At 57.1% G+C, this 17,785-nt stretch carries 19 protein-coding genes; 9 read left to right on the plus strand and 10 right to left on the minus strand.

Features of this window, described 5'->3' with window-relative positions; translation table 11 throughout:
- Positions 1-94 precede the first annotated feature (94 nt).
- Genes BP07_RS02470 through BP07_RS02490 form a run of 5 tightly spaced genes read left to right on the plus strand, consistent with a single transcriptional unit; the run spans position 95 to position 3,724 of the window.
- Positions 95-661 carry a CBS domain-containing protein gene (locus tag BP07_RS02470; protein WP_084174063.1) on the plus strand — a complete coding sequence of 189 codons (567 nt, stop codon included), beginning with the start codon at positions 95-97 and terminating at the stop codon, positions 659-661.
- A gap of 19 nt (positions 662-680) precedes the next feature.
- Positions 681-1,625 carry a CBS domain-containing protein gene (locus BP07_RS02475; RefSeq protein ID WP_052353175.1) on the plus strand — a complete coding sequence of 315 codons (945 nt, stop codon included), beginning with the start codon at positions 681-683 and terminating at the stop codon, positions 1,623-1,625.
- Positions 1,626-2,498: a CBS domain-containing protein gene (locus tag BP07_RS02480; RefSeq protein WP_052353176.1), complete on the plus strand. Its 873-nt coding sequence runs from the start codon at positions 1,626-1,628 to the stop codon at positions 2,496-2,498. It begins immediately after the preceding gene.
- Entirely contained in the window at positions 2,499-3,293 is a 795-nt protein-coding gene (locus tag BP07_RS02485) for a CBS domain-containing protein (protein ID WP_042685212.1), read from the plus strand.
- A 2-nt stretch (positions 3,294-3,295) separates the two neighbouring features.
- On the plus strand, positions 3,296-3,724 hold the full coding sequence (locus BP07_RS02490) for an RNA-binding domain-containing protein (protein WP_042685214.1): 429 nt from the start codon (positions 3,296-3,298) through the stop codon (positions 3,722-3,724).
- A 210-nt stretch (positions 3,725-3,934) separates the two neighbouring features.
- Here BP07_RS02490 and BP07_RS02495 read toward each other — a convergent pair whose 3' ends face one another.
- A complete protein-coding gene (locus tag BP07_RS02495; RefSeq protein WP_042685217.1) occupies positions 3,935-4,453 on the minus strand; it encodes an NYN domain-containing protein in 519 nt (172 codons plus the stop codon).
- Between the two features lie 173 nt (positions 4,454-4,626).
- Positions 4,627-6,090 (minus strand): B12-binding domain-containing radical SAM protein, encoded by a 1,464-nt coding sequence (locus tag BP07_RS02500; protein ID WP_042685219.1) that lies wholly within the window; start codon positions 6,088-6,090, stop codon positions 4,627-4,629.
- A 54-nt stretch (positions 6,091-6,144) separates the two neighbouring features.
- Between BP07_RS02500 and BP07_RS02505 the strand changes: the two genes are divergently transcribed.
- Positions 6,145-7,047, plus strand: a complete 903-nt coding sequence (locus BP07_RS02505) for a cation diffusion facilitator family transporter (protein WP_042685222.1) — start codon at positions 6,145-6,147, stop codon at positions 7,045-7,047.
- Positions 7,048-7,160: 113 nt separating this feature from the next.
- Here the strand turns inward: BP07_RS02505 and BP07_RS02510 are convergent, their stop codons facing one another.
- Both BP07_RS02510 and nikR read right to left on the minus strand, forming a co-directional pair.
- The gene (locus tag BP07_RS02510) at positions 7,161-8,414 is read right to left on the minus strand and encodes a UbiD family decarboxylase (protein WP_042685226.1); all 1,254 of its coding nucleotides are present in this window, start codon (positions 8,412-8,414) and stop codon (positions 7,161-7,163) included.
- A 2-nt stretch (positions 8,415-8,416) separates the two neighbouring features.
- A complete protein-coding gene (gene nikR / locus BP07_RS02515) occupies positions 8,417-8,839 on the minus strand; it encodes a nickel-responsive transcriptional regulator NikR (RefSeq protein WP_157203040.1) in 423 nt (140 codons plus the stop codon).
- An 82-nt stretch (positions 8,840-8,921) separates the two neighbouring features.
- Here nikR and BP07_RS02520 point away from each other — a divergent pair, with 82 nt between their 5' ends.
- The 3 genes from BP07_RS02520 (at position 8,922) to hxlA (ending at position 13,227) form a co-directional block, all read left to right on the plus strand.
- Entirely contained in the window at positions 8,922-10,217 is a 1,296-nt protein-coding gene (locus BP07_RS02520; RefSeq protein WP_169736233.1) for an ArsB/NhaD family transporter, read from the plus strand.
- 48 nt (positions 10,218-10,265) lie between these two features.
- Positions 10,266-11,879 carry a tRNA uridine(34) 5-carboxymethylaminomethyl modification radical SAM/GNAT enzyme Elp3 gene (locus BP07_RS02525; RefSeq protein WP_042685230.1) on the plus strand — a complete coding sequence of 538 codons (1,614 nt, stop codon included), beginning with the start codon at positions 10,266-10,268 and terminating at the stop codon, positions 11,877-11,879.
- A 61-nt stretch (positions 11,880-11,940) separates the two neighbouring features.
- A complete protein-coding gene (gene hxlA, locus BP07_RS02530) occupies positions 11,941-13,227 on the plus strand; it encodes a 3-hexulose-6-phosphate synthase (protein WP_042685232.1) in 1,287 nt (428 codons plus the stop codon).
- A 3-nt stretch (positions 13,228-13,230) separates the two neighbouring features.
- Here hxlA and ribB read toward each other — a convergent pair whose 3' ends face one another.
- The 6 genes from ribB to BP07_RS02560 are packed head-to-tail and all read right to left on the minus strand — an operon-like array spanning position 13,231 to position 17,687.
- The gene (gene ribB, locus BP07_RS02535; RefSeq protein WP_042685234.1) at positions 13,231-13,905 is read right to left on the minus strand and encodes a 3,4-dihydroxy-2-butanone-4-phosphate synthase; all 675 of its coding nucleotides are present in this window, start codon (positions 13,903-13,905) and stop codon (positions 13,231-13,233) included.
- Positions 13,887-14,600, minus strand: coding sequence for a DUF120 domain-containing protein (locus BP07_RS02540; protein ID WP_052353177.1), 714 nt, complete (start codon positions 14,598-14,600; stop codon positions 13,887-13,889). The genes ribB and BP07_RS02540 overlap by 19 nt, the downstream gene beginning before the upstream one ends.
- Before the next feature lie 38 nt (positions 14,601-14,638).
- Positions 14,639-15,643, minus strand: a complete 1,005-nt coding sequence (gene rtcA / locus BP07_RS02545) for an RNA 3'-terminal phosphate cyclase (RefSeq protein WP_042685853.1) — start codon at positions 15,641-15,643, stop codon at positions 14,639-14,641.
- 16 nt (positions 15,644-15,659) lie between these two features.
- Positions 15,660-15,983, minus strand: a complete 324-nt coding sequence (gene rpl12p / locus BP07_RS02550) for a 50S ribosomal protein P1 (protein WP_042685236.1) — start codon at positions 15,981-15,983, stop codon at positions 15,660-15,662.
- Between the two features lie 24 nt (positions 15,984-16,007).
- Positions 16,008-17,051 (minus strand): 50S ribosomal protein L10, encoded by a 1,044-nt coding sequence (locus tag BP07_RS02555; protein ID WP_042685239.1) that lies wholly within the window; start codon positions 17,049-17,051, stop codon positions 16,008-16,010.
- Positions 17,052-17,687, minus strand: a complete 636-nt coding sequence (locus BP07_RS02560) for a 50S ribosomal protein L1 (RefSeq protein WP_042685241.1) — start codon at positions 17,685-17,687, stop codon at positions 17,052-17,054. It lies immediately after the preceding gene.
- Positions 17,688-17,785 lie beyond the last annotated feature (98 nt).

Below are 17,785 nucleotides of genomic sequence, written 5' to 3' on the forward strand. Positions count from 1 at the left end.
GGTTAAGATTGGGGTGGGGATAAAAGCTTTCTGCATGGGGCATGATGGGATGGTGAGTCTTTTATACCCTCAGTGAGTCTTTTATACCCTCAGGATGAATATGGAAATGGGGAAGCAGATGAATCTGGACTTGCGGGTCAAAGACATAATGACCAGAGAGGTCGTGGTGGCGGATGTGGGCACGCGTCTTCCAGAGGTGGGAAGGCTACTAATAGAGCACGACATAGGCTCTGTAGTGGTCGTGGAGGATGACAAGCCCGTGGGAATCGTCACAGACAGAGACCTCGCAAGAAAGGTGGTGGCCAACAACAAAAAGCCAGACGAGCTCACGCTTCGAGAGGTGATGACAGCTCCCCTTATCACAATTCATCCCGATGCCACCGTGCTGGAGGCAATAGACAACATGCTAAAGGAGAAGGTGAGAAAGCTGCCCGTTGTGGAGGATGGAAGGCTCGTTGGAATAATCACCGAGCGGGACGTGCTCAGCGTGAGCGCCGAGATCAATGAGATAATGAGGCTACTCGTTGAGGGCAGGGGGTGCCCCGAGCCTGAGCGGAGCGATGAGGGGTTTGTGCAGGGGATATGTGAGGCATGTGGCCAGTTTTCTGAGAACCTCCAGCTTGTGAATGGAAGGCTGCTGTGCGAGAGCTGCAGGGAGTAGTGCCAAAGCAGGGGTGGACATGAGAAGGAGGCATACAGCAGGTTCGCCCACCCCCTCAGATGAGGGGGCAATCCGTGGGGGCACGGCCCTGTGGGCAGGCACCCGAGAAGTGGTGTGCATACCCAGAACCACCACCATCATGGGTGCCGTAAAGACCATGCTGGAGCATGGAGTAAGGCGACTGCCCGTGGTGGATGCGGGCACCTACAGGCTGGAGGGAATGGTGTACACCACTCACATAGTGAACCTGCTTGGAGGTGGGCACCTTCACAAGCTCGTGAGGAACAGGTACCGCAACAACCTCTTGGCAGCCATCAATGAGGATGTCCGGGCCATCATGGAAAGGAATGTGCCCACCCTTTCGATGGAGGCCGATGTGCACGATGCCATAAGCACGATGGCAAAGGAGGGGGTGGGAGGGCTTCCACTGCTCGACGATGAGCGTAGGGTGGTGGGCATCATCACCGAGCGGGACGTGCTCAGGCTCGTGGCAAGAGACATACCAGCCGAGATGGAGGAGCTTGCCATGGCCATACGAGCGCTGGACGGCATTCGTGTGGAAGAGGTCATGAGTACAAACGTGGTGTGCGCCGATGCAGAGGACGCACTGCTGGATGGGATGAAGCTCATGGTGGGTCGGGGTTTTAGGAGATTGCCCCTCACAAAGAACGGCGTGCTCATCGGCGTTGTCACCTCCTCCGATGTTGTGAGGTATCTTGGAGAGGGGGAGGTGTTCTCGAGGCTCGTGGGCGGGGCGGTGGGTGAGGCTCTCCAAGTGCCCCTCAAGAGCCTCGTGAGAATGGACGTGCTCACCACGGACATAAAAAGCTCTATAAAGGATGCTGCCCTGAGCATGACGGCATGGGGTGTGGGCTGCCTTCCCGTGATAGGAAGGGGTGAGCTTGTGGGAATAATCACTGAGAGGGACGTAGTTCGCGTGCTACACGAAAGGGGGTATGCGTAGTTGGAGGAGGAGGCGACGGTTGAGAAGGTGATGTCCACCCCAGTGTATGTGGTGGGTCCCAATGAGCCCCTGTCGAGGGCGAGAAATCTCATGCTCAAGCACAAGGTCAACAGGCTGGTGGTGGTGAACGAACAGGAGGAGCCCATGGGGATGATCACCCAGACGGACATCCTCGATCACCTGCTTCAGCCAGATGCCCCATGGAGGAGAAGACCCGTGGACGCCATTCCCGTGCGTAACGCCATGTCTGAGGGGCTGATAAAGATACATGGGGGCGCAACAATCGAGGAGGCAGCCGAGGTGCTGCTGGAAAACCAGATAGAGGGGCTGCCCGTGGTGAATGAAAAGCTGGAGGGCATCATCACACTCATGGATATCGTGCGGTACATCGGGGAGCTCGACCCTGACATCTTGGTATCCGATGTGATGGATGACTTCGTTGTGAGCGTGCATACCAACCAGTCGATGCCTCAGGTGATAGAGAAGATGCAGGAAAACGAGGTGGACGTGGTTGTGGTGGCTAAGGACTCCGAGCACCCAGTGGGGGTGATTACCAGCACGAACCTCGCACTGCTCGAGCTGACAGAGCTCCTCGATGACATAACACGGGGCAGGGAGGTGAAAATGGTCAGAAAGAACAGCCATGGTGGCAGGAGAAGGTACAGATATGTCAAGGAGCTGCCGCTGATGGCGAAGGATGTGATGAACAACACGATGGCGGTGGTGCTCCACTTCGAGCGGGTGAGCAAGGCGTGCGGCGTGATGGTGGAGCACAACCTGAGGGCCCTGCCCGTGATCAACGAGAGCAATGAGCTTTGCGGCGTGGTATCGCGTGCAGACATCGCCAGCATTCTGGTAAGGGAGGATGTGTGAATGGGACTCTCCAAGCTGACGGTAGCGGATATAATGAGCGAGCCATACACGATAGATAAGAACGAGCACCTCTCCACGGCCCTCGATCTCATAGACAAGCACAAGACGAGAAGGCTCGTGGTGGCTCACAATGGTGAGCTCTATGGTGTACTCACATTGAGGAATCTCATGAAGACGCTGGGCGAGAAGAGAAAGGCCACCGTGTCCCCATCGAGCCTGCATGTGAGTGCGTGCGTGGCCAGGAACTTCGAGGTGGTTGAGCCGGACAGGAGCGTGACGAGTGCAAAGGAACTCCTGAACTCGGGGATGGAGATGCTCGTGTGCATGGAGGATGGGAACATACTCGGGTGTGTGGCCCCGAGGGAGGTGCTGCAGGCATACTACGACCATGACATGATCAGGGGAAGTGCATCGGATGCAATGATCGTGCCCTATCCGGTGAATCCGAAGGACAGGCTCGTGCATGCCCGAAGGCTCATGATGGACAGGGATGTGGGAAGGCTGCCCGTGCTCGATGAGGGTGAGCTGGTGGGCATCATCACCGAGCGAGATGTGGCAAATGCGATGAGGGCGCTCAAGGAGCTCGTGCCCACAAACCAGCAGGAAAACAGGATAAGGCTCGTGCTGGTGGAGGACGTGATGAGCCGCACCGTGGTGTCTTTCAACATGGACGACCCCCTCTCAGAGGTGGCAAGGACACTGCTCGAGAAGAGGTTTGGTGGCGCGCCCGTGATGAACAACGAAAACGAGCTCGTGGGCATGCTCAACAGGAGAACGATACTCAACACCCTCTGACCATGGTGCACTTCACGGTAAGAGCGGACATATACCCCACAGAGGACGAGGACGCCGTCCTCTCTGCCGTGGAGCAGGTGCTTCCGCTCGAGAGTGTGAGGGTGGAGGGGGAGCGGCAGGAGGTGCGGGTGCTCATGGGAAGGGGAGGTATGGAGGGCCTGCGGGTGCTCCATGCGCTCCTGCGAAAGCAGAGGATACTGGACACTGCAAGGTCGGTGCTGCTGGCTGGGTGTGGTGCTGGTGGGCTCACGTTCTCCCTGAACAAGCAGGCAGCCACCGTGGGAAGGGTGAGCTTTGCGATAGAGAACGAGCTGTATGGCCCGATAGACGTGCTGGTGGTGTGCGCACACCCCGAAAAGATGGTGGACTGGCTGGCCCCGCCCACGCATGAGGGTGTGCCCCTGTTTGAGATAGAGGAGCCCGAGGGATGAGCCAGCTTAACTAAGCTGGCACGTGAGTGGATTAATGGGGGATGGCACAGCCATCCCCCTTAATGCGCTATTTTGCCGGCTTTTGTAAAAAGCCGACATCCCCCTTAATGCGCTATTTTGCTGGCTTTTGTAAAAAGCCACGGTGTATGCTGGCTTTACTAAGCCATACATCTCTCTCAATGGGACAGGACGCTGGCTCGATGCGGCCCCTTACCACTCCTCATCACTCTCAAAGGCTTCCTTTAAGGAGAGGTAGTCCACGAACTGCTGCTGCAGGCGCTCGCACTCGTGTATCAGCGGCTGCGCCGTGGAGGCTTCCACCCCCAGCACAACCACATTCTTGTTGAGTTCGACCAGCTTTCTCACCACCGGAAGAAAGTCCTTGTCCCCGCTCACGATGACGAACGTGTCCACGTATGGCTTTTCATACACAGTCTGGATGATATCACGTGCCATCATAGAGCCAGAGAGGCTCTTGGAGTGCTCGAGGTATATATACTCTGGAGCATACACTGGCTCGTATCCGTTCTCGAAGTACTTGTAGAACAGCCTGTCAACGAGCCCGGCATCTCCACCCTTGATGTTGGCGTTGAGGTATACCTTTCCCACGACGGGAATGCCCAGCGTCTGCACAAACCGAGATATCAGCTCAAAGTCATACTTTTCCTGAGCATTCACACACGAGTTGAACATGTTGGAGTGGTCTATAAAAACTGCAACCTTTCCCATTATTTCTCACCTTTGGCTTTCTGCTTGGAGAGCACAACCACCATCCAATATAAATATCCTCCCATCAGCTTAACGAAGCTGGCACGTGAGTGGATTAATGGGGTGTGGCTAAGCCACACCCCTTAATGCGCTATTTTGCCGGCTTTTGTAAAAAGCCAAGTGGACGGCAGCCATCAGAAATACCCCTTGCTGTACACCCTCGATGCCACATCCTGCTCAAAGAAGTCCTGCTCACTCCTTATACGCAGTGTGTAGAGCACCCGCCTCCATATATAGCGGGGATACAGCTTGAGAATGGCCTTGAGCGACCACAGAGGATAGTTTCTCACAACTCTCGTGTGCAGCAGCCAGCGCACATCGTAATACTTGGCGAACATCTTCCATGTCTCATACTGGAGCTGCTTGTCCGAGAGATGCCTCGTCCTGATGTTGGCCGTTAGTCCATCGTACTTCGAGAAGTCGTCCACGTTGGTGATGAGCCCCTCGGCGAGCATCTCCTCCCTCAGCCTTGTGGCTGGATAGGGCGTGGAGATGTAGAATATGGGAAGGTCAACACCCATGGACTTCGCGAGAGTGTAGTTGGTCCACAGGTCCTCTTTCGTGTCGTCTGGTGTTCCGAGCACGAGCCCCCCAGATACCGCTATGCCGTTGTCACGAAGGTACCTCACCGCCCGCATGGCATCGTCTGAGGTGCCACCCTTCTGATAGAACTCGAGGTTGCGCTTTAGCACGTTCTCTATTCCCAAGAACACGAACTTGAACCCTGCCTCCGCCATTTTTTCGGCGACCTCTGGCTTCCATGCAATGCCCTTGACGCTCGCCTGTGTGTAAAAGTGGATGTGGCTCAAGCTTTCCTCTATCAGAAGGTCGCACAGCCTCATCAGCCGATGGGGGTCGAGTGTGATGTTGTCGTCCGAAAACACTATGGAGCGTGCCCCGTGGTCAACCGCGTCGTGCACGTCTGCAACCACCCGCTCGAGCGCAAAGCGCCTGAACGAGCGTCCGTACATCCCCTGTATGCTGCAGAACTTGCATCCCTGCGTGCACCCGCGCGAGGTCTCCACCGCATCGATGGGCTTGTTGAACGCATAGAACCCCTTTCTGATGAGCCTTGCATCCCTGTTGGGAAGCTCAATTTTGGAGAGGTCGAGAAGGGGTCTTGGCGGGTTGTGCACGAACTCGCCATCCTGCCTGAAGGACAGCCCCAGCACCCCTTCAAGGCTCTCGTTTCGCTCCAGCCTCTGCACCAGCTCCCGCATCGTCGCCTCACCCTCCCCCCTGATGATGAGGTCTATGTGCTCTGAGGCAGGGGACGAGGCTATCTCGCTGTACATCAGCGTTGGATGATACCCACCCACAAGGGTGATACACCCATGCTCCTTTGCCATCTCACACGCCTCGAGGGCATCTTTGAACTGAAACGACATGGCGCTTATGCCCACGATGTCTGGGGAGAGCCTCGAGAGCGTGCGCGAGAGGAATGCTCTCCAGTCTCCAGCTGCCTGCAGGTCGGCAATGTGGACGTCACACAGGTCATCTATGTTGCCCGCTATCGAGGCTATGCCGAGGTTGGGTATCCTCGCTATGAAGTCAAAGTCAGGAAGTATCGTGGGTGAGTTGAGTAGCAGTACTCTCATGTGCACTCCAATGGCTCACAACCTTTAAATCAATCCACTATATATGGTTTTTTAATGGAAAGAGAAGAGCGGGCCAAAAGAGACAGAGGCGTCATACGCGTGCTGCTGCTCACGCTTTTTCTTAACCTGCTTGTGGCACTTCTCAAAGGTGTGTACGGGTTTCTCACGGGCTCGCTCAGCATGCTCGCCGATGGGTTTCACTCCCTTCTGGATGCCTCCTCAAACGTGGTGGGGCTCGTTGGTGTGTACATAGCCTCAAGGCCTCCAGACAGAAACCACAGCTATGGGCACAGCAAGTTCGAGACACTTGCAGCCCTGACGATTGCCGTGCTGCTGGTGGTGGCAAGCATCGAGATAGTGCAGATGGCACTGGGAAGATTCGTCCATCCAGTGCAGGTGCGCATAACGGTGTGGAGCTTTGCCATCATGCTGCTCACCATGGGGATAAACATCGGCGTGAGCACATACGAGGCTGCTGCCTCAAAGAGGCTGAAGAGTGACCTGCTGCACGCCGACTCGAGGCACACGCTCAGCGATGTTTTTGTATCCCTCAGTGTGTTAGTGGGCCTTGCCGCCACCAAGATGGGCTATCCAATAATGGACACGGTGTTCGCGCTCGGCATTGCAGCATTCATCACATACACCGCCATCAGAATCGTTATGGTGTGCTCCGACACGCTGTGCGATGCCGAGAGGCTCGAGAGCGAGGAGGTGCGCACCACCACGCTCTCTGTGGATGGAGTGATGGGGTGTCACAACATACGCTCCCGGGGAAGGGAGGACGAGGTGTACCTCGACCTCCATATCACCGTTGACGAGTGCATGTCGGTGGGAGATGCCCACGACATCGCCGACTGTGTGGAGGAGCGATTAAAGGAACGCTTTCCCAGCCTCACCGATGTGGTGGTGCACGTGGAGCCAGAGGGAATACTCGAAAGACTAAAAAAGGACCGATGAGAAAGGTAGATGGGAGCCAATGATGAGGATGGCGGCTGATGCATGATGAGCCTTATGAGTTCTGAGGTTCCTGCATGACTACTAAATGGAAAGGGCATCGCACATATCACACATCACCCTGTAATCCTCCAGTACTTATCCCTCTCGCATAGGGGACACGTGGCATCTATGCCCACCTTGGTGGTGGTGCCGTCCTCATCGCACGTGGGGTCCAGTGAGCTTCCCCTCACGTGCGTTATGATGAACACGTCCCTGTCCGCCCTCACCCGAGTGGCGATGGCATACTCCACGTCAGTGGGGTCAAAGATGTCGATATCCTCGTCCACGACCACCACGTGCTTTAGGGAGCCATGGGCAGCCAGCGCCGCGAGCGCCGCATTCTTTCCATCCCCCTCCGTCTGCTTATCTATCTGCACGACCGCATGAAGATAGCAGCACCCCCCCTCGCTCATAACCACGTTCTTCACCTTGGCAACCTCACTCACTGCCCTAAAGAGCTTGGGCTCGTATGGGATTCCCATGAGCAGCCTGTGCTCTTTTCCAGCTGGCATGATGGCATGGTATATCGCATCCTCTCTGCAGTACATGCGCTCGAACCTCACCACGGGCTGCGGACGAACGATGTCGTATGTGCCCGTCACATCCACAAACGGCCCCTCGTCCACCACCTCATCCTTCGAGATGTAGCCCGTGAGCACCATCTCACAGTGGGGAACCTTAACGCCATTTTCGCACTCAAAGACCTCCACTGGCTCGCCTGCCAGCGCGCTGGCATACCTCAGCTCCTCACCCATGCCAACACGGGTGCACGCAGCCACCATCACATGGGGGTCAACCCCTATGCACACCGCAATGGGCAAATCATCACCGTTCTCTGCCGCCCTTCTGTGAAGCAGGTATGTGTGCCTTGGGGCAACCAGCCTGATGGCACCGCGCACATCATCGAGCACTTGGATGCGGTGGATGGAGGCGTTGCTCATCCCATCGTACTCACTGAACACCACCCCTCCAGTGATGTATCTCCCACCATCGTTCTTGAAATGCTGGAGAATGGGAAGCTCATCGAGCTGTACTCTCTCCTCCACTTCAAGGGTGGGCGAGTGCTCCACACACACCAAGCGTCCATGGGCGGGTCTCGAGAGCAGGCTCACAAAGCCCTCCTTCGTGCATCCGAGGGCAGTGCACAGTATATCCCTCGTGGATAGCACGTTGGATACCACCCTGTGCCCGTCGCAGTCCTCAAGCAGGCACGGTCCATCTATACTCCTTATAAAGCGGGCAGCCTCGAGATGGGAGGATATGGGCCGAGAGAGAACCTCGAGCATGCCCCTCCCAGCCAGAAGCTCGAGCAGCCCCCTGAAGTCCATCTCTACATCTCCTGATCGTGCACGATGGTGGTGAGCTTGAGGTGCTTTACGCCCTTTAGTGCCATCAGACGCTCCGCAATCTGCCTCACATCCTTTGCCTCGCCCTGAAGCACCACTATCTCGAGACAGTTGTCCTCATCGAGATGGATGTGCAGTGAGGAGTGAATGGTGCCCACGGCATGGTGCTGAATCTCGTTCAGGGCGTTGGTGAGCCCTCGCTGATGATGGTCGTACACCATCGTGATGACGCCCAGCCTCCTTCCCTCTATGGCGCCCATCCACTCGTAGTGGTTGATGTACATCCTGATGGCATCCCGTATGCCCTCAGAGCGCGAGGAATACCCCCTCCGCTCTATCACCTCATCAAACCTCGAAAGCAGGTTGTCTGGAATCGATACACCAATCCTCATAAGTTCATTAGTCACCGTCCCACCTTCTCCCTCACCCACATCGCCCCATGAGTATAAAAAATATTTGTCGAAATTAGCACTTTGGGATGCGCCGAAGGTGAGAAATCGTGCAATCCCAACCGCCTATCGATGTGTCAACTTTCTTATAGAGATGGCACACAGCTGTGGGAGGATGTGGCTCTCCATCGCAATCCTCCTCATCACATACGTGCTCATCGTGGTGCAGCGCCTGCCCATGGTAACTGTGGACAGGGCGGCTGGGGCGCTCATCGGAGCATCTGCGATGCTCGCCTTTGGTGTGCTCACCTTCGATGAAGCCATCCAAGCGATAGACTTCCCCATCCTCGCCCTGCTGCTGGGCATGATGATTGTGGTCGCATATGTGAATATCTCGGGAATCATGGACGTTCTCTCATGCAGTGTGCTGAAGATAGCAAAGACACCCCTTCAGCTACTAATCCTGCTGACGTTTGTCAGTGGGCTGCTATCCGCCTTCTTTGTGAACGACGCCGTGTGTATAGCGCTCACTCCAATCGTGATAAGGACGCTGAGGAAGCATCTCAACCCAGTGCCATATCTGATAACTCTTGCCACCTCGTCCAACATAGGCAGCGTGATGACCATCGTGGGCAATCCCCAGAACATGGTGATAGGGTTGAGCTCGGGGGCATCGTTCTTCCACTTCTTCATGAAGTTTCTGCCCATTGGGCTGGCTGGGCTCCTCCTCAATATCGTGGTCGTCTATGCCCTATACCGCGACGAGATGAGGGACAAAATAGACCTCGTGAATGAAAAGCTCCCAAGCCTGAGGCTCACAAGAACTCAGCTCACAATATACGCCCTCACCCTGCTGGGGGTGGTGGCGGGCTTTCTGCTGGGAGATGAGATGGCTGTGGTCGCCCTCACTGGAGCTGCCATACTGCTGCTAACGGGAGACGTCCAGCACAAAAAAGTGTTCAAGATGGTAAGGTGGGAGCTTCTCCTGTTCTTTGCAGGGCTTTTCGTGGTGGTGGGGGGCGTGGAGAAGCAGGGCTTTATGGAGCTCATCCTGAGCTATATGGACCCCCTGCTATCTGGCACCGCCGTGTCCTCTGCCCTGTGGCTCTCAGTCCTCTCAGTGGTGATGTCAAACGTGGTGGGCAATGTTCCCCTCGTGATAATGCTCTCTCCCATAGTGCCACACCTCCCAGACCCCATGACGAGCTGGTATGTGCTGGCAATGGCAAGCACATTCGGCGGAAACCTCACATTCATGGGCTCTGTTGCCAGCCTCATAGTGGTGGAGCTTTCAAGGGCGTACGGTGTGCGCATGGGCTTTTTCGAGTTTGCCAGAGTGGGAGTGCCCCTCTGCCTTCTGACCATTGCGATGGGCATCGCCCTCCTGCTGTTGTGAGCATCTGGCTTTATAGGGGAAAACGAGAGAGAAAGGTGAGAGAAAGAAATGATGGACACACAGATGAGAAGAGCATGTGAGTGGATATGCTCCCAACTGAAAGCACACACCACGAGAGAGGATGTGCTCCGTCTAAAGAGGGAGGCTGCCGTTCGCTTCAAGCTCAAAAGGCTCCCAAAGAACTCGGAGGTTCTCGAGGTTGCTGGCAACGACCGCTCCGTGGTGGAACTCTTGCAGAGAAAACCCACACGCACGCTCTCCGGAGTGGCGGTGGTCGCAATCATGACCTCACCCCATCCGTGCCCGCATGGCGTGTGCGTCCCATGCCCGGGAGGCCCCCATACACCGTATGCATCGCCCCAGAGCTATGTGGGAAAGGAGCCGGCAGCCCGAAGAGCCGCCCAGTGGGGGTTCGACCCCTACATGCAGACGAGTGCAAGGCTGCACCAGCTCTCCTCGATAGGGCATGGTGTGAGCAAGGTGGAGCTCATCGTGATGGGGGGCACGTTCACTGCCCGCCCTGCCGCATACCAGCGCTGGTTCGTGATGAGGGCTCTGCAGGCAATGAACGAGTATCCCGACAACGTGCAATGCCAGCACGTGTGTCCCGAAGGGGCTGCAAGCCCTGAGGAGCTCGCCCACGCCCAGAGGATGAATGAGGTGGCATCAGTAAGGTGTGTGGGGCTCACGCTCGAGACCCGCCCTGACTGGGCAAGAGAGGAGCACATCGACATTGCCCTCGAGCTCGGTGCCACCAAGGTGGAGCTTGGCGTGCAGAGCGTGTTCGATGACGTGCTCGCAGCAATCGAGAGGGGGCATACGGTGCAGGATGTGGCGAGGGCAAACCAGCTTTTGAGGGACAGTGGGCTCAAGCTGGGGTTTCACATCATGCCCGCCCTTCCATGCTCCTCATTCGAGCGGGACATCGAGATGTTCAGGCTGCTGTTCAGCGATGAGAGGTTCATGCCAGACTACCTCAAGATATACCCCACGCTGGTGATAAGGGGAACGAGGCTGTATGAGCTGATGGAGCAGGGCGAATACACCCCGATGGACACAAAAAGAGCGGTGGAGCTTCTGGCAACTGTCAAGCCCATGCTTCCGCCATGGGTCAGGGTATCCCGCATCCAGAGGGACATACCCTGCCAGCTCGTGGATGCCGGTGTGCAGAAGAGCAACCTTCGGGAGCTGGTGCACCGTGAGATGAAAAGACGGGGCACGCGCTGCAGGTGCATTCGGTGCCGAGAGGTGGGAAGAGGGGAGGGGGCAGAGCCAAGGCTGATGTGTGAGAGCTATGGTGCGTGCGGTGGAACAGAGCACTTCATATCGATGGAGGACCCAAAGAGGGATGTGCTGTTCGGGTTCATCAGGCTTAGATACCCCAACGAGCCCCACCGAGCCGAGCTTTTCGAGTGCGCGCTCATCAGGGAGCTTCACGTGTATGGGAAGATGGTGGACATCGGTGAGCGCCCCTCCGGGACAAAATGGCAGCACAGGGGGCTTGGAGAGCTGCTTCTTCGGGCAGCAGAGCGAAGGGCTGCAGAGGACGGTTTTTCGAGTATCGCCGTTTTGAGCGGGGTTGGGGCAAGAGAATACTACCTCCAGAGGGGCTATGAGCGTAAAGGGCCATATATGGTAAAACAAATTGGGCATGAAGAGTGACCCTCATCCGAAGGCGAAAACATCAAAAGAATAAAATCCAAGGAGCACCCTCTCCTCAGCAATGGCAAATCTTCAGGTCGCCCTCGATGTGCTCGAGCTGGAAAGAGCGGTACAGATTGCAAAGGAAGCCGTGGAGGGCGGTGCGGACTGGATAGAGGCTGGCACCCCCCTCATAAAGAGTGAGGGAATGAACGCCATACGCGCCCTCAGAACAGCGTTCTCCCAGAGAGTGATAGTGGCGGACATGAAGATAGCGGATGCCGGCGCCATCGAGGTGGAGATGGCTGCCAAGGCTGGAGCCAGCGTGGTCACGCTGCTCGCCTCGTGCGATGATGCCACCATAGAGGATGCGCTGCGCTCTGCCCACCGCTATGGTGTGAGGCTCATGGCCGACCTTCTGGGAGTGGAGAACCCCGCTGAGAGGGCAAGCAGGCTGGAGGAGATGGGCGTGCCCATCGTGGTGGTGCACGTGGGGATAGACCAGCAGATGGTGGGAAAAGAGCCCCTCTCAGTGCTCAAGGAGGTCAGAGAGGCGGTGGAGTGCGATGTGGCAGTGGCGGGCGGGCTGGACGAGGCGGGGGCGGCGATGGCCGTATCGCTGGGAGCCGACATTATAATCGTGGGAAGCCACATCATCCGCTCTCCAGAGCCACGCCTTTCGGCTCAAAGTGTAAAGCAGGCGATGGAGGGACAGATGGAGGGACAGATGGAGGGACAGCCCCTCAGAAGGGCAGCGAGGAAGGATAACATCGTGGACATGCTGCTCTCGGTGAGTACTCCCAACCTCTCCGATGCCCTCCACAGGGCACCCTGTCTCCATGTGAGACCTCTCTTTCCCTGCAAGACGGCGGGCAGGGTGCTCACCGTGCAGACATGGGGAGGGGACTGGGCAAAGGCGGTGGAGGCAATCGACATGGCAGAAAAGGGCGATGTGCTCGTAATCAAGGGGGAGGATGACGTTGCGGTATGGGGAGAGCTTGCCACGCTGAGCGCTATGAACAGGGGGCTTGCGGGCGTGGTGGTGTATGGCGCCATCAGGGACGTGGAGGAGATACGCAGGCTGGGCTTTCCAGTATTTGCCAAGAAGTTCGTTGCCAGTGCTGGGGAGCCCAAGGGATTCGGGGAGGTGGGTGTGGAGCTCAACCTTGCTGGACAGCGCGTGCGAACAGGAGACTTTGTGCTCGCAGATGAGAACGGAGCAGTGATTGTGCCAAGGGAGCGTGCCTACGAGGCTGCAAGACGTGCATTGGAGGTGAAAAAGCTGGAATCGAGGCTTAAGGAGGAAATCGAGCGGGGTTCTACCCTATCACAGGTCGCACAGCTTCTGCGCTGGGAAAAGAGACGGTAGCTCTCAGGCGTTTTTGTATGCCCTCACCACCTCAGAGCCCTCCACGAAGGGTATCCCCTTCAGACGTGCATATCGCTTCGCCGCATCCTTCGAGAGGGCGTTCCCGCTCTCATCATCGAGCATCTCGCATATCGCCATCGCAGGGGTGATGTGTGCCATCATGGCGAGCGCCACCGAGAGTTCTGTCTGCCCCCTTCTGCTCTCCAGCAGCCCCTCAGACGCTCGAAGAATCGCCACGTGTCCGGGTGTCCTGAAGTGCTCGTGGAACACATAGTGCTCTCCCCGCATTACTCTCTCCACGGCGTTTCCTATCTCCCTTATTGTGAGCGCCCTGTCCCTGTCTGGAATCCCCGTGAACACGCTCCTGTGGTTCACCCAGAGGGAAAACGACGACCTCGAATCATACCTGAGGTCACCCCTTCTCTCCACGAGCGAGGCGATGTCCCCTCCACACCTCAGGAGCACATCGGAGATGAGGGGCAGGGAGAGCCTGCTCGCAGCCTCTGGGTGTATCGCCACACATATCAGCCCTCCCCCTTCCTTCCGCATGAGCCTGATGTCTGCCGGGGTGATGTGGGTGGCAGGAAACACGAAGTCAGTCTCCCCCTCCCTATCCTCGAAGTCAAACAGCAGCACTGGTCTGCCCCTTCTGAGCTGCTCTATCGCCTCTTGAAGCATTCCTCCCACCTGTCCTTCGGAAGTATTCTCACCCTTGCAGGGCTGCCATCTGCAAGCCCAAGCTCCTCTCTCAGGCACACGGGGGAGATTACCTCCACGATGTCCTCTCCATAGTGTGTTCTGCTGGGCTCCACCACAGCACAAGGTATGTCCTCCATCAGCGCTGGATAGCATCTTCCGGAGCCAAACGTCCTGTTCTGGTCGGTGAACCCCTCTATGGGAATCCCCTCCAGCATCCTCATCCTTCTTCTTCCAGCCATGCTCTCCTCATCCAGCCTGATGTTGAGGGTGCCGGGGTATGGGTCGATGCCCAGCTTTTCGATGAACTGTGTTCTGTAGCCATCTACCACCGTGTAGTACTGTCCCTCGCCCATCCCCCTCACCACCACGCCGCTCAGCACGAACTCGTCATCTCCCTGGCTGGTGAATATTGCCCTGTAGTCCTCATACTCCTCCCTCAGCCTCTTGGCTCCAAGAGGGGTGATGCGCACAGCCGTCCTTCCCCCAGACCTCACCCTCTCGATATATCCTGCCCTCTCGAGCTGCTCGAGCCTGCGAGCAGCGGTCTGGGGGCTCTTGCCTATGAGGGTGCCAAACCTCACCACACCCATCTCCACGTTCTCGTGCAGAGCTCCCAGCATGGCAAGGTGCTTAAGACAGCTCACAGCATCTGAGTTTCCATTTTTGGTAATCATTCCATATATGAGCTATAGCTTCTCCTACTTAAGGATGCTCATGTGGACATGCACACCCTGTAGAGCTCATTCGTCCTTTCGATGGTGCACTCCACATCCACAAAATGCTGCACTGTCCACACATTCGTTCTCGTGTGCTCTGTGATTTCTCTCACCACAAACTCGCCCCCGCCAGAGAGAGCCATGTATGGTATGAGCTGGTCCGCAAGATGCACATCCACAGAGGCGCCCGACTTTATCTCCTTCAGGAGCTGTGAGGCTGCCATCCTTCCCACCCTCTCGGCTGGAAGCCCGCGCCTCCCAAGGGCACACGCCCCCAACAGACCACTCCAGAGAGTGATGCCACATCCCACAGAGCGGGCCCGCGTGTGCTCCAGCGCTATGTGGGCGGGGTGTCCATGCTGCATCAGGAATGTGGCTGCAGCATCCCTAATCCGCTCCGGAACATGGCTGGGTAGGGCGAAGCTGTGCACATTTCCCGCTATGGGCGCATCCGAGCGCTCAAACTCTCTGGGGGATATGTGAATGTGAGAGGGAGACACCTTCATGCTCACCACCCCTCCTCCCTCTGGATAGTACCCTCTCATCAGCAGCCCTGCCTCAACACTTGCACCCATCTGCCCCAGCGCTGCAAGGGTGATGTGCTCGAAGTAGTCCCAGCTCGGCGACCACTCCACATCAGTGCCCCCCCTGACGGTAAAGCTGGAGCTCTTTGGAGCATGCAGAAGAATCGGAAGGATACACTGCAGCAGCAGGGTTATGCTTCCAGCCGTTCCGATGTCAACCTCTCCATTGAGCGGATGGATGCACGTAGGATGAAAGAAAAGCTCGGTGGAGTGCAGCTTTAGCCCATCCACCCTTGCGTCGGTTATGTGGGCAGCGGTCTGTACTGCCTTCAGGTGCTGGGGTGCGAGCCCCTCGCTCCTTCTGCCCTTTCGGATGTTGTACAGCCTGAGAGGTTGCCCAGTAATGGCAGAGAGGGCAATGGCAGTCCGCAGAATCTGCCCCCCGCCCTCTCCATAAGAGCCATCGAGCTCGAGCATCACCGAGAAAGGGGGCTCACCCAAATAGGGCACCGAGCCCCTCGATGCCGCTCTCCTCGGCTTCTTCCTCTTCCTCCTCGGCTTTCTCTTCCTCTGCGGGCTGCTCCTCTGCAGCCTCTTCTGGCTGGGCAGCAGCCGTGACGGCTGCTGGAGCAGGAGCCATTGCCACCTGCTTTGAGATTGCCTCCTCGATGTCCACTCCCTCGAGAGCAGAAACGAGAGCCTTCACCCTCACGGGGTCAACCTCGATTCCCGATGCCTTCATCACCTCAGAAATTGCCTCCTCGGTGATTTCCTTCTTGGCACTGTGAAGCAACAGTGCTGCGTAAATATACTCCATGCGCCTTACACCTCTCATGAGTTATTATCCAAATAGGGCACCGAGCCCCTCGATGCCGCTCTCCTCGGCTTCTTCCTCTTCCTCCTCGGCTTTCTCTTCCTCTGCGGGCTGCTCCTCTGCAGCCTCTTCTGGCTGGGCAGCAGCCTGAGCTGCCGATGAACTCACAAGCCTCAGGGTGCCCTCATCCAGAGCCTCTGGGCTCTTGGAGGCCACCACCGATGCGAGGCTGAGGGCACTGCCATAGCCCCTCGAGAGCAGCAGCTCCATCACCTCGGGCACAAACAGCTCCGCCTCTGCTGCGAGCTTGAGGGCATTGGATGCCGCCATCGACAGCAGCACTGGGACGGTCTCTGCCGTTGGATGGGCGATGTTCACAGCGAGGTTGAAAGCCGCAGATGCGCCCCATGCCAGCTGGGACACATACTGCTCGACATCTATTGCCAGCTCAGAGGACGTGAACACCACTCCGTCCTCGAGGGCAGCCCTGAGGGTGAGTCCAATCTCCATGGGGTATATCTCGAGCTTCGTGAGCATGGTCGCAAGCTCATCGCTCACGACCTCACCTGCCCTGGCGACTGTCTTGCTCTCCCTTATGACGACCTTTCCACCCTCTATGGCCGCAGGTATGCCGATGCGCTGAAGCTCTCCCACGACCGGGCCCGGTGCAAAGCTCGTGGGACCTTCACTCACCACAATATCCCTCGGAGCAGTCATTCCCCCCTTGATGGGTGCTGGCGTCTTGCTTGCTTCGAGCACCCTGTAGAGCTTGAATGGATTAAGCCTCGTGAACACGAGCATCGTCTGCTCTTCCAGATACTCCTTGAGCTTGGGATACTCTCCTCCCAGTTCATCCAGCGCCCTTGAGATGAGGGTGTTCCTGCTCATCTTGAGCAGGGCAGTGCCCCTAAGCTCCCGTCTGATCTGCTGCATCTGTCTTGCGGGGATTCCGAACACGCCCGCAAGTGCCACCACGGGATACTCGGAGAGCAGCTTCTTTAGTGTGCTCACCTCCTCGAGCTTCCATGATGGTATGTGCTCTGTCCTTCTGACCTCGACAAGCTCGCCCATCTACATCACCCTCACAGACGGTCCCATCGTGGTGGACACATACACAGACCTTATGTTCTGAGCACCCCTCGGTAGGGCTGCCTCCAGCTTGGAGAGCACCGCATCGATGTTCTCGGCGATTGCCTCTGGCTCCATATTCGCCCTGCCCACCGAGACGTGGAACGTGGTCTTATCCTTTGACCTCACCCTCACCGACCTCTTCAGCCTGTCGATGAGCTCCACCACATCCTTGTCAGGCGTAAGGGGCGTTGGCATCTTTCCCCTCGGTGCGAGCAGGGCACCCATCGCCTTGCCTATCTGAGGCATATATTGTGCCTCTGCAATAAAGATGTCGTACTGCCTTGCAAGCGCTCTGGCCCTCTTCTTGTCGGCTGCAAGCTCGGCTATCTCCGCGGGGTCAATCACGTCTGCCCCAGCTTCCCTCGCCCTGAGTGCCGTCTCGCCCTTGGCGAACACTCCTATGCGAAGCTCTTTTCCAAGGCCATTTGGCAGCACCACCTCGAGGTCAACCCTGTTGGCAGGCTGGCTCATGTCAATGTTCTTCAGGTTCATGGCAAGGTCCACGCTCTCCAGAAAGTTTCGCTTGGGAGCCTCGGACAGTGCCCTTTTCACATTCTCAACCAACTCATCATCCATACAATCCCCCCGTAGTGTCGGGCAACACCCCACGACCTCGATGGGTCTGCTACGGGCGTCGCTACCAACACAATACATCTATTTAAGGCTTGTTGTCA

The sequence above is a fragment of the Methermicoccus shengliensis DSM 18856 genome (assembly GCF_000711905.1).
Classification (GTDB): Archaea; Halobacteriota; Methanosarcinia; order DSM-18856; family Methermicoccaceae; genus Methermicoccus; species Methermicoccus shengliensis.

Excerpts from the sequence above, each read along its gene's own strand:
- BP07_RS02490 (WP_042685214.1), top strand. The coding sequence starts at position 3,296 with ATGGTGCACTTCACGGTAAGAGCGGACATATACCCCACAGAGGACGAG.
- BP07_RS02470 (WP_084174063.1), top strand. The coding sequence starts at position 95 with ATGAATATGGAAATGGGGAAGCAGATGAATCTGGACTTGCGGGTCAAA.
- BP07_RS02540 (WP_052353177.1), bottom strand. The coding sequence starts at position 14,600 with ATGATTACCAAAAATGGAAACTCAGATGCTGTGAGCTGTCTTAAGCAC.
- BP07_RS02505 (WP_042685222.1), top strand. The coding sequence starts at position 6,145 with ATGGAAAGAGAAGAGCGGGCCAAAAGAGACAGAGGCGTCATACGCGTG.
- BP07_RS02485 (WP_042685212.1), top strand. The coding sequence starts at position 2,499 with ATGGGACTCTCCAAGCTGACGGTAGCGGATATAATGAGCGAGCCATAC.
- BP07_RS02475 (WP_052353175.1), top strand. The coding sequence starts at position 681 with ATGAGAAGGAGGCATACAGCAGGTTCGCCCACCCCCTCAGATGAGGGG.
- BP07_RS02560 (WP_042685241.1), bottom strand. The coding sequence starts at position 17,687 with ATGGATGATGAGTTGGTTGAGAATGTGAAAAGGGCACTGTCCGAGGCT.
- BP07_RS02555 (WP_042685239.1), bottom strand. The coding sequence starts at position 17,051 with ATGGGCGAGCTTGTCGAGGTCAGAAGGACAGAGCACATACCATCATGG.
- BP07_RS02500 (WP_042685219.1), bottom strand. The coding sequence starts at position 6,090 with ATGAGAGTACTGCTACTCAACTCACCCACGATACTTCCTGACTTTGAC.
- rtcA (WP_042685853.1), bottom strand. The coding sequence starts at position 15,643 with ATGCTCGAGCTCGATGGCTCTTATGGAGAGGGCGGGGGGCAGATTCTG.
- ribB (WP_042685234.1), bottom strand. The coding sequence starts at position 13,905 with ATGCTTCAAGAGGCGATAGAGCAGCTCAGAAGGGGCAGACCAGTGCTG.
- BP07_RS02525 (WP_042685230.1), top strand. The coding sequence starts at position 10,266 with ATGATGGACACACAGATGAGAAGAGCATGTGAGTGGATATGCTCCCAA.
- rpl12p (WP_042685236.1), bottom strand. The coding sequence starts at position 15,983 with ATGGAGTATATTTACGCAGCACTGTTGCTTCACAGTGCCAAGAAGGAA.
- hxlA (WP_042685232.1), top strand. The coding sequence starts at position 11,941 with ATGGCAAATCTTCAGGTCGCCCTCGATGTGCTCGAGCTGGAAAGAGCG.
- BP07_RS02495 (WP_042685217.1), bottom strand. The coding sequence starts at position 4,453 with ATGGGAAAGGTTGCAGTTTTTATAGACCACTCCAACATGTTCAACTCG.
- BP07_RS02510 (WP_042685226.1), bottom strand. The coding sequence starts at position 8,414 with ATGGACTTCAGGGGGCTGCTCGAGCTTCTGGCTGGGAGGGGCATGCTC.